We start from the raw sequence: 13988 nt of genomic DNA on the forward strand, positions 1-13988 counted from the left end.
CGAAACGTTAATAATCGCCAAGCCTGAACCGGGCCATCGACGGGATCACGTAGTCGGCCCGGGTCAGTACTTCTGGGCTGCCGACGCCCACCGCCACCATGCCGGCATCCTTGATCGAGGCCACGCCTGCCACCGCGTCTTCGACGCCCAGGCAGTCTTTCGGGTCCACCCCGAGCTGGCGCGCCGCAGTCAGGAAGATCTCCGGGTGCGGCTTGCTGTTGGCGATCAGCGCCGCATCGACCACTTGGTCGAAACGGTCGCGGATGCCCAGCTTGTCCAGCACCGTGAAGGCGTTCTTGCTGACCGAGGCCAGGCCGATGCCCATGCCGGCAGCCCGCACTTCGGCCAGGGCATCCAGCACGCCGGGCAGCACGTCGGCTGGCGTCATGGTGGCGATCAGCTCCACGTAGTGGCGGTTCTTGGCATCGGCCAGCGCCAGCTTTTCTTCTTGCGAATAGCTGCGGCTGCCCTGGGCCAGGATCAGCTCGAGGGAGCCCATGCGGTCGACCCCCTTCAGGTGTTCGTTGAAGGCTTCGTCGAAAGGCAGCCCTTCGGATTCGGCCAGGCGCTTCCAGGCGAGGTAATGATAGTGGGCGGTATCGGTGATGACGCCGTCGAGGTCGAAGATGACTGCTTTGTATCGATTCATTGTGACTCCATGCGCTTGAATGGTTCTGCCTGCGAGAGCGCCACCGGTGCGCCGTGATGAGTGAAAGCCAGTGCCTCGCCGTTAAGCAGTCGGTAGCCGGTAGCGCCGGCATCTACCGTCACTTCGAGCAGCCCGCCATGCACGTGCACGCGGAAGGCGTAACGTTGCCATTTGGCCGGCAGGGTCGGGGCGAAACGCAGGCCGCCCCCCGTCAGGCGCATGCCGGCGAAGCCGTAGGCCACACCCAGCCAGGTGCCGGCCATCGCTGCCGTGTGCACGCCGTACTGGGTATTGGCGTGGGTGTTGTCGAGGTCCAGGCGCGCAGTCTCGAGAAAATACTGGTAGGCCTTGTCGGCATAGCCGACTTCCGCCGCGATGATGCTGAAGATGCAGGATGACAGCGAGGAATCGTGGGTCGTCACCTTTTCGTAAAAATCGAAGTCGCGGCGCTTGTCGTCGATCTGGAATTCATCCGACAGTAGCAGCAGCGCCAGCACCACGTCGGCCTGCTTGCAGACCTGGTGGCGGTAGATCACCAGCGGGTGGTAATGCAGCAGCAGCGGGTAGTTCTCGGCCGGGGTATTGGCGAAGTCCCAGGGCTTCTTGGACAGGAAGCTGTCGTCCTGTTCGTGGATGCCCAGCGCTTCGTCGTACGGCAGGCGCATGTCGGCGCAGGCCGCGCGCCAGGCCGCGATCTCGGCATCGTCCAGCCCGATGGCGGCGGCCACGCGTTTCCAGTCTTCCGGACGCTCGCTGCGCAGGCGGTCCGCGATGCTTGCTGCGAAGGCCATGTGCATGCAGGCCATCGCATTGGTGTAGTAGTTGTTGTTCACCACCGCGGTGTATTCGTCGGGACCGGTGACGGCGTTGATGCAGAAGCACCCTTCGCGGTCGTAGCTGCCGATCCCGGTCCAGATGCGCGCGGTTTCCAGCACGATCTCGGCGCCGTATTCGGCGATGAAGTCGAAGTCGCCGGTCGCCATCAGGTACAGGCGGATCGAATAGGCCACGTCGGCATTGATGTGGTACTGGGCGGTGCCGGCCGGATAATAGGCCGAGCATTCCTCGCCCGCGATGGTGCGCCACGGGTAGAGCGCGCCGCGCGTATGCGACATCTGGCGCGCACGCTCACGCGCCTTCGGCAGGCCGGCGTAGCGGTATTGCAGCAGCGAGCGCGCGATCTCGGGCTTCGAGAACAGGAAGAACGGGAACACGTAGATCTCGGTATCCCAGAAATAGTGGCCCTCATAGCCCTCGCCTGTGACCCCCTTGGCGGCGATATTGGTCTTGCCGTCACGGCCGACCGATTGCAGCAGGTGGTACTGGTTGAAGCGCACGCCCTGCTGCAGCGCGTCGTCGCCCTCGATCTCGACGTCGGCCTGGGCCCAGAAGTCGGCCAGGTAGGCTTGCTGTTCGGCAGCCAGTGCGGCGAAGCCGTCCTGTACTGCGCGATCAAGTTCGCTGCGCACGAGTGGCGCGACCTCCTCCCGCGCCACGTCACGCGAGCTGACGTAGGCGATGTATTTGTGCACGGTGAGCGTCTCGCCCTGGGCCAGCGTGGCCTCGAAGGCGCGGCCATCGGCGCAGTCCGATGCCGTGATGGCGGCGACGCCAGATGCGGCGCAGGCGATCCCGGTCCCCAGCAGGAAGCCGCTGTTGCGGGTGCGCTGGGTGACGATCACACCACGGCCGGTGGTCTCGCGGCCGTCGTCGAGCAGGGCCGGACCGGTGATCGCCGAGCCGACCCGCGGGTCGTCGCCGGCCTGCATGTTGGTGACCGCGCTGTCGATGCTCGCCTCGATGCGCAGCGCGGCGCCGAAGTTCAGCGCCGTGACGCGGTATTCGATCGCGGCCACGTGCTTGCGGCCAAAGCACACCAGGCGTCGGCTCTCGATGCGCACGCGCTTGCCGCCGTCGAGCTCCCACTCCACCGTGCGCACGAGCACGCCCTGGCGGAAGTCCAGGCTGCGTTCGTACGAGACGATGCGGGCCGACTCCAGGCCGACGCGCTGGCCGTCCACGCTGACGGCCATGCATTTCGCATTCGGCACGTTCAGCATGAACTCGTTGATACGGGCCAGCCCGTAGGCGTTCTCCGGATAGTGGATCGCTTCGGTCTCGTGGAAACCGTTCAGGTAAGTCCCTTCCAGCGTGCTGCCCGGCTCTCCACTCATGTCCTCGTGGGTGCCGCGCATCCCGATATAGCCATTCCCGAGCGCGAACAGCGTCTCGTGGTGGAAGGCCCGCGCCGGATCAATCCCAGTCTCGCGAATGCACCAAGGATCGGCCCTTAGCGAGTTTACCCCGATGTTATCGATAACATTGTCCACTTCAGTTTCCTTGTCTCGGCCGCATGCACGGGCAGCGGCGTTCGCTGTAACAGGGTTGGTCTAGATAGTCAGGTATGCCGGACGATCAGCGTCGTCGGCAGCATTTCGGATTGCACTTGCTGGCCCTCGATCATGCCCAGCATTTTCTTCGCGAGCAGCACGCCGCCGTCGCGCAGGTACTGGTGCACGCTGGTCAGGGGAGGAACAAAACTCGCCGCACCGGGCGTGTCATCGTAGCCGATGACCGAGATATCGTCCGGCACCCGCAGGCTCGCTTCGGTCAAGGCGCGAATGGCGCCCATGGCGAGCAAATCGCTGGCCGCGAACAGGCCGTCGCAGGCCAGGCCGGGTTTCTTCTTCAACAAGGTCGAGACGCATTCGAATCCGGCTTCGAAAGTAAATGCCTTCGGGCGCAGGATGTGGACGGTGGCCCGTCCCGCCAGCGCATCGATGAAACCGGCGCAGCGTTCCTGCACCTCGGCGTGGTCGACGTCGCCCAGGAAGATGAGTTTGCGCCGGCCCTGCTCGAGGAAACGCTCGGCCGCGCTGGCGCCGCCCTTCCGGTTGTTACTCCCGACCACGACATAGTCGCTGCCGGCCTGCGGCGCGCCCCAGACCACCAGGGGCAGGTTGGTTTGCTGCAGCGCCTTGACCGCTTCGCCGTGCGAGCCCTGCCCCAGCAAGATCAAGCCGTCGGCGCCCTGCACCGGTGCAGTGTCCAGCAGCTGCTTCGAGGTGAGCACCACGCTGTAGCCGGCCGTGGTCAGTTCTTGCGTGATCCCGCCCAGCAGCTCGAGCGGATACGGGTCCGACATCGGGCGCCCCTTTACCGGCGTCATCTCGACCACCACCGCCACCGAATACGAACGGCGCATGCGCAGGTTACGCGCGCTGATGTTCAGGCGATAGCCCTGCTCGGATGCCAGCTGGCGGATCTTCTCGCGGGTCTTTTCGGTCACCAGCGGGCTGTCGCGCAGCGCGCGCGAGACCGTGATGGTCGAGACGCCCGCGAGCTTCGCCAGGTCTTCCATCGTCGGTCCCGGGTCGCCGGGCGTCTTGCCGTGTTTTGCTTGTGCCATCTGACTAGGGACTAAATGCTTGCGAATGATTAGTTGCCGCTGAACAGTAAGCATTATGACAGGTTTATATGCCCTGTCGATAGCAAATGACATCGATAACAATATCATTGACATCGATAACATACGATGATTCAATGACAGCACTTTTCTTACTGAACATTTTCTGTAAGACAGCCGGGGAGGAGACGCCCCGCAAGTAGCCGCATTCCACAACAACGAGAGCCTACTCACATGAACCAGTCCAAGCAGTTCCCGCAGCTGTCCGCCATCGCCCTCGCCGTCCTGGCCCTGTCCATCCACTGCCAGGCCGCCGCGCAGGAAGCCAGTGCCGCCCCGTCGACCCCAACCGCAGTCCAGCAGGAGATCCAGCAGGTCGTGGTCACCGGCACTGCTTCCGCCAGCGGTACCCGCAAGATCGACGCCGCCTTCAGCATCACCACCGCCACCGAAGAACAGCTCAAGATGGCCGCGCCAAGCAGCACCGCCGACATCATGAAGCTGGTGCCGGGCGCCTATGCCGAACCGACCGGCGGCCAGTCCGGCGCGAACATCCAGGTGCGCGGCTTCCCGTCGGGCAGCGATTCGCCTTTCGTCTCGGTGCAGGTGAACGGCAATCCGATCTATCCGGTGCCGGTGCTGTCCTTCTTCGAAGGCTCGTCCTCGTTCCGCCTGGATGACACCATCGAGCGCGTCGAAGTGCTGCGCGGCGGCCCGAGCACCATTTATTCGGTCGGCCAGCCTGGCGCCACGATGAATTTCATCCTGAAGAAAGGCACCGACACGCCGGAAGGCAGCCTGCGCTTCACCGCCGGCACCGGCAACCTGCGCCGCGTCGACGGCGTCTACAGCGGCAAGATCGCCGAAGGCTGGTACGGCATGATCGGCGGCTTCTACCGCGTGACCGATGGCGTGCGCAAGTCGGGCTTCCCGGCCGACGACGGCGGCCAGCTGTCGGCATCGCTCACCCGCAAGCTGGACGGGGGCGAACTGACCTTCTACGCCCGCGGCACCAATGACAAGAATGCCTTCTACACCGGCGTGCCGCTGATTTCGTCGAACGAAGGCCGCACGATCAGCGCCTTCCCGGGCTTCGATCCGCTCACCGGCACCCTGATGAGCAACGAGATGCGCAACTTCACGGTCGAAGCCGCGCCTGGCCGCACCCTGAACTACGACCTGGGCGACGGCCGCGGCCTGAAATCGACCCTGCTCGGCATGGACTTCCAGCAGAACCTCAACGGCTGGCAGGTCTCGAACAAGCTGAACTACTTCAAGGGCGACCTGAACACGATCGCCATGTTCACCGGTAACAACCCGCTGAGCGCCGCGGACTACCTGCGGGCCGCGATCGCGTCGAACAACGGCAATGCCGCCACGCTGGCCGCGGCCGGCGGCGTGCGCGCCACCACCGGCGTCATGACCTATGTGAAGGGCGGCGCCGTCAGCCCGAACCAGCAAGTGGTGCAGGCCGGCTTGTGGGCGGTCGAGAAGAAACTGCAATCCTTCACCGACGAATTCCGCGTCAGCCGCGACATCGGCGCGCACACCGTGACCGGCGGCGCCTACGTGGCCAACTACTCGTCGAAGGACGTCTGGTTCCTGGGTAACAGCCATCTGATGAGCGCCACCCCGCAGGCGAGCCTGATCAACGTGCGCCTGGATAACGGCGTCGTGGTCGCCAACAACGGCAAGGACGGCAACATCTTCTACGCGCCGGTCGCGTCCTACGACGGCGACAACACCGCCCTGTACCTGGCCGACGAATGGCGCATCAACGACCGCATCAAGCTCGATGCCGGCGTGCGCCGCGAAAAGCAGCGCCTGAACGCCTCGGTCTCCAATCTTGGCTCGGTCGACCCGGACAACAACCCGCTGACCGTCTACAACAACGGAACCTCGGCGCCGACCGGCAGCTTCACCAGCCTGGAACGCGAAGACTCGGTGAACTCGTTCACGCTGGGCGGCCTGTACAAGCTGACCAAGGATTCGAGCGTGTTCGTGCGCGCCAACCAGGGCCACACCTTCATCTACTTCGACGACATGCGCAACGCCGGCAGCCAGGCCGTGCTGGACGACCGCTCGCGCGTGCCGACCCCGAAGGTCAAGCAGTTCGAAGTGGGCTTCAAGACCGCGACGCCGCTGTACAGCGCCTACGTGAACGCCTTCTTCACCGACTTCACCGGCATCTCGTTCCAGCAGATCACCACCACCGGCGTGCTGTATTCGGTGAGCGGCTCGGAAGGCAAAGGCGTCGAGTTCGAACTGGCCCTGCGCCCGATTACCGGCCTGCAGCTGCAACTGACCGGCAACTGGCAGGATTCCGAGTACAAGGACAACCCTTCGATCGCCGGCAATACCGTGCAGCGCCAGCCGAAGTTCCAGTACCGCTTCTCGCCGAGCTACCGCCTGCCGCTGGGCGAGCAGGCAGTGCGCGTGTACGGCACCTACTCGCGCATCGGCAGCCGCTGGGCCGACCAGGCCAACCAGCAGTTCCTGCCTGCGTATGAAACCCTCGACCTGGGCGTGCTGGCCGAACTGTCGGACAAGCTCGAACTGCGCGTGTCCGCCACCAACGTCACCAACGAAGTGGGCCTGACCGAAGGTAACTCGCGCCTCACCGGCGGCAACGCAAGTGGCCCGATCAACGCACGTCCGCTGTTTGGCCGCGCGGTGGAGGCGTCGCTGACCTACCGCTTCTGACGTAGAAGCACCGCTTCATTGTTCTCCCCTTTTCGGCGGGACTTCGGTCCCGCCGTTTTTTTTGGGGCGCTGTGCTCGTTCGATGTGGAAGATGCCGGGTGGCCCCGAGCAGCCTGTCTGGCGAGGCAGTGCGTCCACACCAGGATCGCCCTGCGCAGCGCAAAACCCGAAGTCGGTTACTACAATTTATACATCTGGCGGTGACAGCGCCTTTTTTATGGCGCGGCAGCTTTCACGCAGGCGCCAAGCGGCCCGATATAATCGAACGGTTGTGCAACCACTGACCCAAGGACGACGATGAAAGCACTGCCCCTCTCCCTCCTCTTGCTGTCCGGCGTCGCGCTGGCGGACGATGACGCCATTCGGAAGTGCCGCGCGCTGACAGACACCGGCGCACGCCTGGCCTGCTACGACGGCATCCAACTCAACGCCGCCCGCGCGGCCCCCGCGGCAGCAGCCGCCGTTGCCGCCGCACCCGCGCGCAACAGGGAAGCCGACTTCGGCATGGAAGCCGTCAGGCAGCGCGAAGCCGAACCGGCGTCGGTGACGAGCACCGTGGTGGGCGACTTCGAGGGTTGGGGTCCGAATTCGCAGATCCGCCTCGCCAATGGCCAGGTCTGGCGCATCACCGACGGTAGCGAAGCCACCCTCCCGCGTACCCGCAATGCAAAAGTGACGGTCGAACGTAACATGTTCGGGACTCTGTTCCTGAAGGTGGATGGATCTAACAGCTCGGCAAAGGTGCGCCGGGTCCAGTAAGCGCGCGCTTCATGTACTGCGCGCTGCCCGGATAGGTGTCGAGGGCGGCGCGCGCGGCCGGACAATCAAGGAAAGCGGCCCGATACCCCCGCGCAGTCCAGAAGCCTGCGGAGTCCTGCACCGAGACCAGCGCGGAGGACGCGAACCCTTGCGCGCTCGCCAAGGCCAGCAGGTGCGCCACCAGGGCGCCCGCAACGCCGCGTCCATGCAGGCGCGGCGCCACCGCCAGGTCGTGCAGGTAGAGCATGTCCGCCCCCGCCAGGATGTCGAAGCACGCGCCCAGCGGCGTGACGGCGCCAGGCCGGCCCGGATAGGCGAACAGGTAGCCGCACACGCCCGCATGGTCTTGCGCCACCACGCAGGTGTCGCCAGCCGCCTCCAGCCGCGCCAGCATGACGGGCGCCGCTTCCTGCATCGACGGCGGATAGCAGGCCGCCTGCACCTGCACGACGGCGTCGAGGTCGGCGCGCCGCATCGGGCGAATAATCGGGGCAAGGGCGTGCGGCATCATGGGCTACTCCAGGGGGCCGCATGGTAGCACGGCTTCCTGCCCTGCCCGTCGTTCGTCGCCCTGCGCCCTTCGTTCGTCGCCTTTCGCTTCCGCCCCCACGCCAGATTTCCTACACTGTCCATGTTGATTTATATTAACGAGCTTGGAGGACACATGTTACGCAAACTGATCGACTGGTACGCAGACCTGGAGCGGTGGCAGATCGCGGCCCTGGAAGGCCCCGGGCCCGCGGTCGAGTCGGAGTCCGTCTACCGCCGCTACTTCGCCCGGCACCTGGCTGCCATGACGCCGGCCGAGCGCCTGCAGTTGCGCGACTTTTGCGTCGCCTACCAGGGCAGGCGCGGCTGGCTGGCCATGGCGAAGCTGGCAGCCCTGTTCACCTTCATGGGAGTCTTGCTGCACCTTGGCACGGGGAAGGGCAACCTGCTGTCGAACGTGGCGATCGCCAACCTGTTCGGCATCTCGTTGGTGGTCGGCGCCATCGGGGTCTGGTTCGATTCGCGCGGCAGGACGCAGGGCCGGGGCCAGCGCGCACTCCGGATGTTTATCGGCGCACTGGCCGGCGCCGCGCTCGCGTATGGCGTGCTGCGGCTCACCGGCGCCCCTCCCATGGCCGACATCGGCCCGCGCCTGACGAAGGTCGTCGCAGGCAGCATCCTTGGCGCACTGCTGGTCAGCCTGCCGATGGTGGTCCTCGGGGCCTTGCGCCGCCGCCAGAACGAGCTGGTCACCACCCAGCTTCAGCGCGACGCCGAGCGCGAACGGCTGGCACGCGAGCTGAGCGAATCGCAGCTGCGCATGCTGCGCGCCCAGATCGAGCCGCACTTCCTGTTCAACACGCTCGGCGCGGTGCAGCAGCTGGCCGCGGACGGCGCCCCGCGCGCCGCAGCCCTGACCGCCGACCTGATTGCCTTCCTGCGTGCCAGCTTCAGCGACATGCGCTGCGAGCAGGTCCCGCTGTCCAAGGAATTCGCCACGACCGAGTCCTACCTGCGGGTGATGCAGGCCCGCATGGGAGCCCGGCTATGCTTCGAGGTGTCGCTGCCCGCCGCGCTGGCCGGGGTGGAGGTACCCAGCATGATCGTGCTGACTCTGGTCGAGAACGCGATCAAGCACGGCATCGAGCCTTCGCTGCGCGGCGGCGAGATCCGCGTCCTTGCCGAAGGTGGCGCCGGCTGCGTCACGCTCCGGGTCCACGACAGCGGGGTCGGCATGGGCGCTACTGCAGGCAGTGGTGCGGGCCTGGACAACGTGCGCAGCCGCCTGCAGCTGGCCTATGGCGGCGCCGCCGCCCTGATGCTGCGCGACGCGGATCCGGGAGTGGTGGCGGAGCTGAGGATCCCTGCCACCGTGAAGGAACCCGCATGACCCGCGTCCTGATCGCCGAAGACGAACCCCTGATGCGCGAGCGCCTGGTAGGCATGCTCGCCAGCACCTGGCCCGAGGCCCAGCTGGTGATGCAGGCCGAGAACGGCAACGATGCCTGGGATGGTTTCCTGGAACACGAACCAGAGGTGGTTTTCCTCGACATCCGCATGCCGGGCCTGTCCGGGCTGGAAGTGGCCGAACGCATCGGCGACAACGCCCACGTGGTGTTCGTGACGGCCTACGACCAGTACGCCGTCGACGCCTTCGATGCCGGTGCGGTCGATTACCTGCTCAAGCCGGTGCAGGCCGACCGCATGGAGCGGGCAGTCAGCCGCATCCGCGCCAAGCTGAGCAAACCGCCGGCCGACCTGGGTGACCTGCTGCGCCATTTGAAGACCGCCCTGCCCGGCGCCCAGCCCGAGAAAATGAAGTGGATCAAGGCGACCGTCGGACGGCAGATCCGCCTGATCGACGTCGACGAGGTGCTGTTCTTCCAGTCGGACACCAAGTACACGCGGGTGGTGCTGCTTGACTCCGAAGCACTGGTGCGGGTGCCGCTGAAAGACCTGCTTGGTGGGCTGGACCGCGACCGCTTCTGGCAGATCCATCGCGGCACCCTGGTCAACGTCGGCGCCATCGCCGCTGTAGAAAAGCTCGACGCCGAACGCATGCAGGTGCTGCTGCGCGGCTGCAGCGAGAAGCTGCCCGTGAGCCGTACGTTCACCCACCTGTTCCGCGACTAAGATTCCAGCGACCGCTTTCATTAACCCACAACGGAAATTCCATGCCCAAGACTTCACCCATCGACCCCCGCAAGCTGCAGCGGCTCACGATCGCAGCGCTGGTTGCCGGCGTCGTCACCGGCGCCTTGCTGGCGGCGATGGGCATCCTGCTGGGGTACCTGGCATGATGGCGCAGCCAGCCAAGGCGCAAGCTGGATGGACCGTCGCCGATGCCCAGGCCGACATGCGCCACGCTTACCTCGGCGGCGCAGCCGGTGTGTTCGCATCGGCCCTGGCGTGGCTGGCGGCAGGCCTCGTGGCCCTGGATGGCGCCCCTTCCCGGGCGGTGCTCACGCTGCTCGTGGGCGGAATGATGATCCATCCGGTGAGCATGCTGCTCGCCAAAGCCATGGGGCGGCCGGGCGTCCATGCCAGGGGCAACCCGCTCGGCACCCTGGCCCTCGAAGGGACAGTCTGGATGGTGCTCGGCATCGCGCTGGCCTATGGCATCTCGCTGTGGCGCAGCGAACTGTTTTTCCCAGCGATGCTGTTGGTCATCGGCGGACGCTACCTCACGTTCGCGTCGGTCTACGGAATGCGCGTGTACTGGCTCTGTGGCGCCACGCTGGCTGGGGCAGGTTTGCTGCTGGGGGCGAACCTCGCGTCGATGGCGGCGGGCGCCTTCGCCGGCTCGGCCATCGAGACCGCGTTCGCCGTGGCGTTCTACCTGATGCAGCGCCGCGCGTGACAATGCGCGCAGTTTGGATCCCCTGCGGGATGCTGGAGTGCGCGCTTCCATCGCACCCGCCACCCGGCACCCTGGCGACATGAGCGACATGCACACTGCACTCTTCCGGCAAGCGACGCGCGCGGATATCCCCGCCATGTCGGCCATCCGACTGTCCGTCACCGAGAACGTCCTGCGCGACCCCAGCCGCGTCACGCTGGCCATGTACGAGGACTACCTCGAGGCCGCGGGGCGGGGGTGGGTGGCCGAGATCGACGGCGCGGTGGTGGCGTTCTCGTATGCGGACCGCCACCAGGGCTCGATCTGGGCCCTGTTCGTCAGCCCGGGATACGAGGGCCATGGCCTGGCGAAGCGCCTGCTGGCCCTCGCCACCGGCTGGCTGTTCGCGCTGGGCCACCGCTCGGTGACCCTGACCACCAGCGCCGGCACCCGCGCGGACCGTTTCTATGCGCGGCAAGGCTGGCACGCCAGGCTGCTCAGCGCGACCGAGGTGGAATACACCCTCGCACATGACAGCGCAGCGGCGAATCGTATAGATCTTGACGCCGGCGGCCTCATCCCCCATGCTATTTAGCTAACAACGTCTGCTTCGTCCACAAGGCTTGCACGGCGGCGCCCCCCGGCATGCAGTCACCCGCTGCCCTGCCTGCGCGCCTCCGTCAATAGCGCAGGCGTCCATTGACCTTGCCATCGACAGGACGACCGCATGACCCCGAACGAGAACGCCAAGCCGCCGCACGCCCCGATCGAATACATCCTGAATGCCAGCTGCCGCGCCGGCATCGGCATCGTGGCCGCCGTCGCCACCTTCCTGGCCGAGCGCGACTGCTATATCTGCGCGCTGGAGCAGTTCGACGACGACTCCACCGAACGCTTCTTCATGCGCGCGGTGTTCCGTCGCCAGGCCGATTCCCCCGCCATCGACGAGATCCGCAGCCAGTTCGCGGCCCTGGCAGCCGGCCGCCTGCAGATGGGCTGGAAGATCCACGACCCGGCCGACCCGGTCAAGACCGTGATCATGGTCTCGAAGGACGACCACTGCCTCGACGACCTGCTCTACCGCCGCCGCAACGGCGAGCTGAATATGTCCGTGACGGCCGTAGTGTCGAACCACCTCGACCTGCGGCCGATGGTCGAGCGCGAAGGCATCCGCTTCATCTTCCTGCCGGTCACCAAGGACAACAAGGCGCTGCAGGAAGCCCGGCTGCTGGAAGTGGTCGAGGAGACCGGCGCCGAGCTGGTGATCCTGGCGCGCTACATGCAGATCCTGTCGGACGAACTGGCGAGCCGCCTGGCAGGCCGCTGCATCAACATCCACCACTCCTTCCTGCCCGGCTTCAAGGGCGCCAAGCCTTACCACCAGGCCTTCGACCGCGGCGTCAAGCTGATCGGCGCGACCGCGCACTACGTCACGCCCGACCTCGACGAAGGCCCGATCATCGAGCAGGTGCTGACCCGGGTCGACCATAACTTCAAGCCCGAACAGCTGGTGCGGGTGGGCCGCGACAACGAATGCATGGCGCTGGCGGCTGCAGTCAAGTTCCACATCGAACGGCGTGTTTTCGTACACGGGAATAAAACGATCGTCTTCCGCGGCAGCTGAATTCATCTGTTGTGCCTTTCCGGCCACAATTGATTGCCAACCTGCAACGAAATACCGTTATAATTCCTGTAGCGGTCGCAGGATAGTGGCGGTCTTAGCATCCAATGCTCTTCCGGAGTGCGTTGTTGCCTCTCGGTTACATTGCGTGAGATTTTAACGCGGCGCCGAGTGACACAATGCCGTTCGTGCGCAAGGCCACCCGGGCCTGTGACGCCCTTCGTACCTTGGACAGACAAAACGTGGCCCGCCCTATCCGCCCAGACGCACTGGCAATCGACCCGCTCTTAGGCGAGTTCGCCGATCGCCGTACCGAAGACACCTACCTCGAGCACCAGCAGCCGCGCACCCGCGCCCAGCTGGCCTTCACCCTGCTGTTCTGCACCCTGTTCTTCCTGTGCTTCTTCGCCACCGACGTGGCGGCGCTCGGCCTCGTTCCCGATACCGCGCTGCTGCTGGGCGCCCGACTGGTGGTGGCCATCACGGCCGGCAGCTGCGCCTGGCTGGCACTGAAGCGGCCCCTGTCGACCGGCGCCACGCGGCTGGCGGCCAGCCTGGCCGAAGCCGTCGCACTGGCCTGCTTCATGGTGATTGCCGTGCACCGGCCCGGCGAATTCCACTGGCATGCCATGTCGCTCGCCATCATGCTGCTGGTGATCTACCTGTACATCCCGAACCGGCTCGCCTGGGCGCTCGGCCTGGCGAGCGCCGCGACCGGGACCTTCCTGGTCCTGACCATGCTGTTCGGAGCGCTCGGCTTCGCCGACATGCTGACCCTCGGCATGCTGCTGGCCCTGGTCAACACTTTCGGCGCGCTGGCTGCGCGGCGCTACGGCCACGTGGCGCGCGAGGAGTTCCGCGCCAGGGTGGTGCTCCAGCACGCAGCCGAGCGCGACCACCTGACCGGCTGCTTCAACCGCCGCTACCTGCATGAACAGCTGATGGGCGCGGCATCGCCGCTGCAGGCGGGCGAGCCGCTGACCGTGATCCTGTGCGACATCGACCGGTTCAAGCAGGTCAACGACACCCACGGCCACGCCGGCGGCGACGCCGTGATTACCAGCTTCGCCGGCCTGCTGCAGTCGGTCGCGCGCGACGGCATCGACAGTGTGGTGCGCTACGGCGGCGAGGAATTCCTGCTGGTGCTGCCCGGCACTGGCCGCGATGCGGGCGTGCACCAGGCCGAATGGCTGCGTACCCGCTTCGCCGCGACGCCGGCCCTGGTCGCGGCTGGCGACCAGCCTGTCCATGCCACCGCCAGCTTCGGCGTGGCCACGCTCGGGCCGGGGCCACACAGCGCCGGCGTACTGGAAGGGCTGATCCACGCTGCAGACAAGCTGATGTACGCGGCCAAGCGCAATGGACGCGACCGGGTGGAATCGCTCGCCCAGCCGGCGTCCGTGCCGGCCGGGCCCTTGGCAAGCGCAGCATAAGGCAGGCGGCGCGTGGCGGTATCGTCCCGCGATACCGGGCCGCCAGCAGCATGCTACTTCGCCGGGTTCCCTTGATTTGATCGCGCACG

Annotated in this window: 13 protein-coding genes; 9 read left to right on the plus strand and 4 right to left on the minus strand. The window is 65.9% G+C overall.

Translation table 11 applies throughout. The annotated features are described in order from the left end of the window. Nucleotides 1-7 precede the first annotated feature (7 nt). The 3 genes from pgmB to HGB41_RS01450 form a co-directional block, all read right to left on the minus strand. Complete coding sequence (gene pgmB / locus HGB41_RS01440) at nucleotides 8-649, minus strand: beta-phosphoglucomutase (RefSeq protein ID WP_171080370.1); 642 nt, start codon at nucleotides 647-649, stop codon at nucleotides 8-10. Next, complete coding sequence (locus HGB41_RS01445) at nucleotides 646-2979, minus strand: glycoside hydrolase family 65 protein (protein WP_371868414.1); 2334 nt, start codon at nucleotides 2977-2979, stop codon at nucleotides 646-648. Before HGB41_RS01445 ends, pgmB begins: the two co-directional genes overlap by 4 nt. A 68-nt stretch (nucleotides 2980-3047) precedes the next feature. Further along, nucleotides 3048-4058 carry a LacI family DNA-binding transcriptional regulator gene (locus HGB41_RS01450; protein ID WP_229422658.1) on the minus strand — a complete coding sequence of 337 codons (1011 nt, stop codon included), beginning with the start codon at nucleotides 4056-4058 and terminating at the stop codon, nucleotides 3048-3050. A 231-nt stretch (nucleotides 4059-4289) separates the two neighbouring features. On the opposite strand from HGB41_RS01450, the gene HGB41_RS01455 reads away from it, so the two are divergent. Beyond that, the gene (locus HGB41_RS01455) at nucleotides 4290-6758 is read left to right on the plus strand and encodes a TonB-dependent receptor (RefSeq protein WP_171080372.1); all 2469 of its coding nucleotides are present in this window, start codon (nucleotides 4290-4292) and stop codon (nucleotides 6756-6758) included. Nucleotides 6759-7055: 297 nt separating this feature from the next. Beyond that, nucleotides 7056-7517: a hypothetical protein gene (locus tag HGB41_RS01460; protein WP_171080374.1), complete on the plus strand. Its 462-nt coding sequence runs from the start codon at nucleotides 7056-7058 to the stop codon at nucleotides 7515-7517. Here HGB41_RS01460 and HGB41_RS01465 read toward each other — a convergent pair. Continuing rightward, complete coding sequence (locus HGB41_RS01465) at nucleotides 7483-8028, minus strand: GNAT family N-acetyltransferase (protein WP_229422660.1); 546 nt, start codon at nucleotides 8026-8028, stop codon at nucleotides 7483-7485. The two genes, HGB41_RS01460 and HGB41_RS01465, sit on opposite strands and share 35 nt — an antisense overlap. 153 nt (nucleotides 8029-8181) lie before the next feature. Between HGB41_RS01465 and HGB41_RS01470 the strand changes: the two genes are divergently transcribed. The 7 genes from HGB41_RS01470 to HGB41_RS01495 all read left to right on the plus strand — a co-directional run bounded on the left by HGB41_RS01470 (nucleotide 8182) and on the right by HGB41_RS01495 (nucleotide 13899). Next, nucleotides 8182-9396 (plus strand): sensor histidine kinase, encoded by a 1215-nt coding sequence (locus tag HGB41_RS01470; protein ID WP_171080376.1) that lies wholly within the window; start codon nucleotides 8182-8184, stop codon nucleotides 9394-9396. Next, nucleotides 9393-10139, plus strand: coding sequence for a LytR/AlgR family response regulator transcription factor (locus tag HGB41_RS01475; RefSeq protein ID WP_171080378.1), 747 nt, complete (start codon nucleotides 9393-9395; stop codon nucleotides 10137-10139). Before HGB41_RS01470 ends, HGB41_RS01475 begins: the two co-directional genes overlap by 4 nt. Nucleotides 10140-10180: 41 nt before the next feature. Beyond that, nucleotides 10181-10306, plus strand: coding sequence for a hypothetical protein (locus tag HGB41_RS23695; RefSeq protein WP_267874154.1), 126 nt, complete (start codon nucleotides 10181-10183; stop codon nucleotides 10304-10306). Beyond that, entirely contained in the window at nucleotides 10303-10866 is a 564-nt protein-coding gene (locus tag HGB41_RS01480; protein WP_212760786.1) for a DUF7010 family protein, read from the plus strand. Before HGB41_RS23695 ends, HGB41_RS01480 begins: the two co-directional genes overlap by 4 nt. 88 nt (nucleotides 10867-10954) lie before the next feature. Continuing rightward, the gene (locus tag HGB41_RS01485) at nucleotides 10955-11440 is read left to right on the plus strand and encodes a GNAT family N-acetyltransferase (protein ID WP_229422662.1); all 486 of its coding nucleotides are present in this window, start codon (nucleotides 10955-10957) and stop codon (nucleotides 11438-11440) included. A 132-nt stretch (nucleotides 11441-11572) separates the two neighbouring features. Continuing rightward, nucleotides 11573-12469, plus strand: coding sequence for a formyltetrahydrofolate deformylase (gene purU / locus HGB41_RS01490; protein ID WP_171080380.1), 897 nt, complete (start codon nucleotides 11573-11575; stop codon nucleotides 12467-12469). Nucleotides 12470-12708: 239 nt separating this feature from the next. Continuing rightward, nucleotides 12709-13899: a GGDEF domain-containing protein gene (locus HGB41_RS01495; RefSeq protein WP_371868415.1), complete on the plus strand. Its 1191-nt coding sequence runs from the start codon at nucleotides 12709-12711 to the stop codon at nucleotides 13897-13899. Nucleotides 13900-13988: the final 89 nt, after the last annotated feature.

This window comes from Telluria aromaticivorans (genome assembly GCF_013003915.1).
In the GTDB taxonomy this organism is placed as follows: Bacteria; Pseudomonadota; Gammaproteobacteria; order Burkholderiales; family Burkholderiaceae_D; genus Telluria; species Telluria aromaticivorans.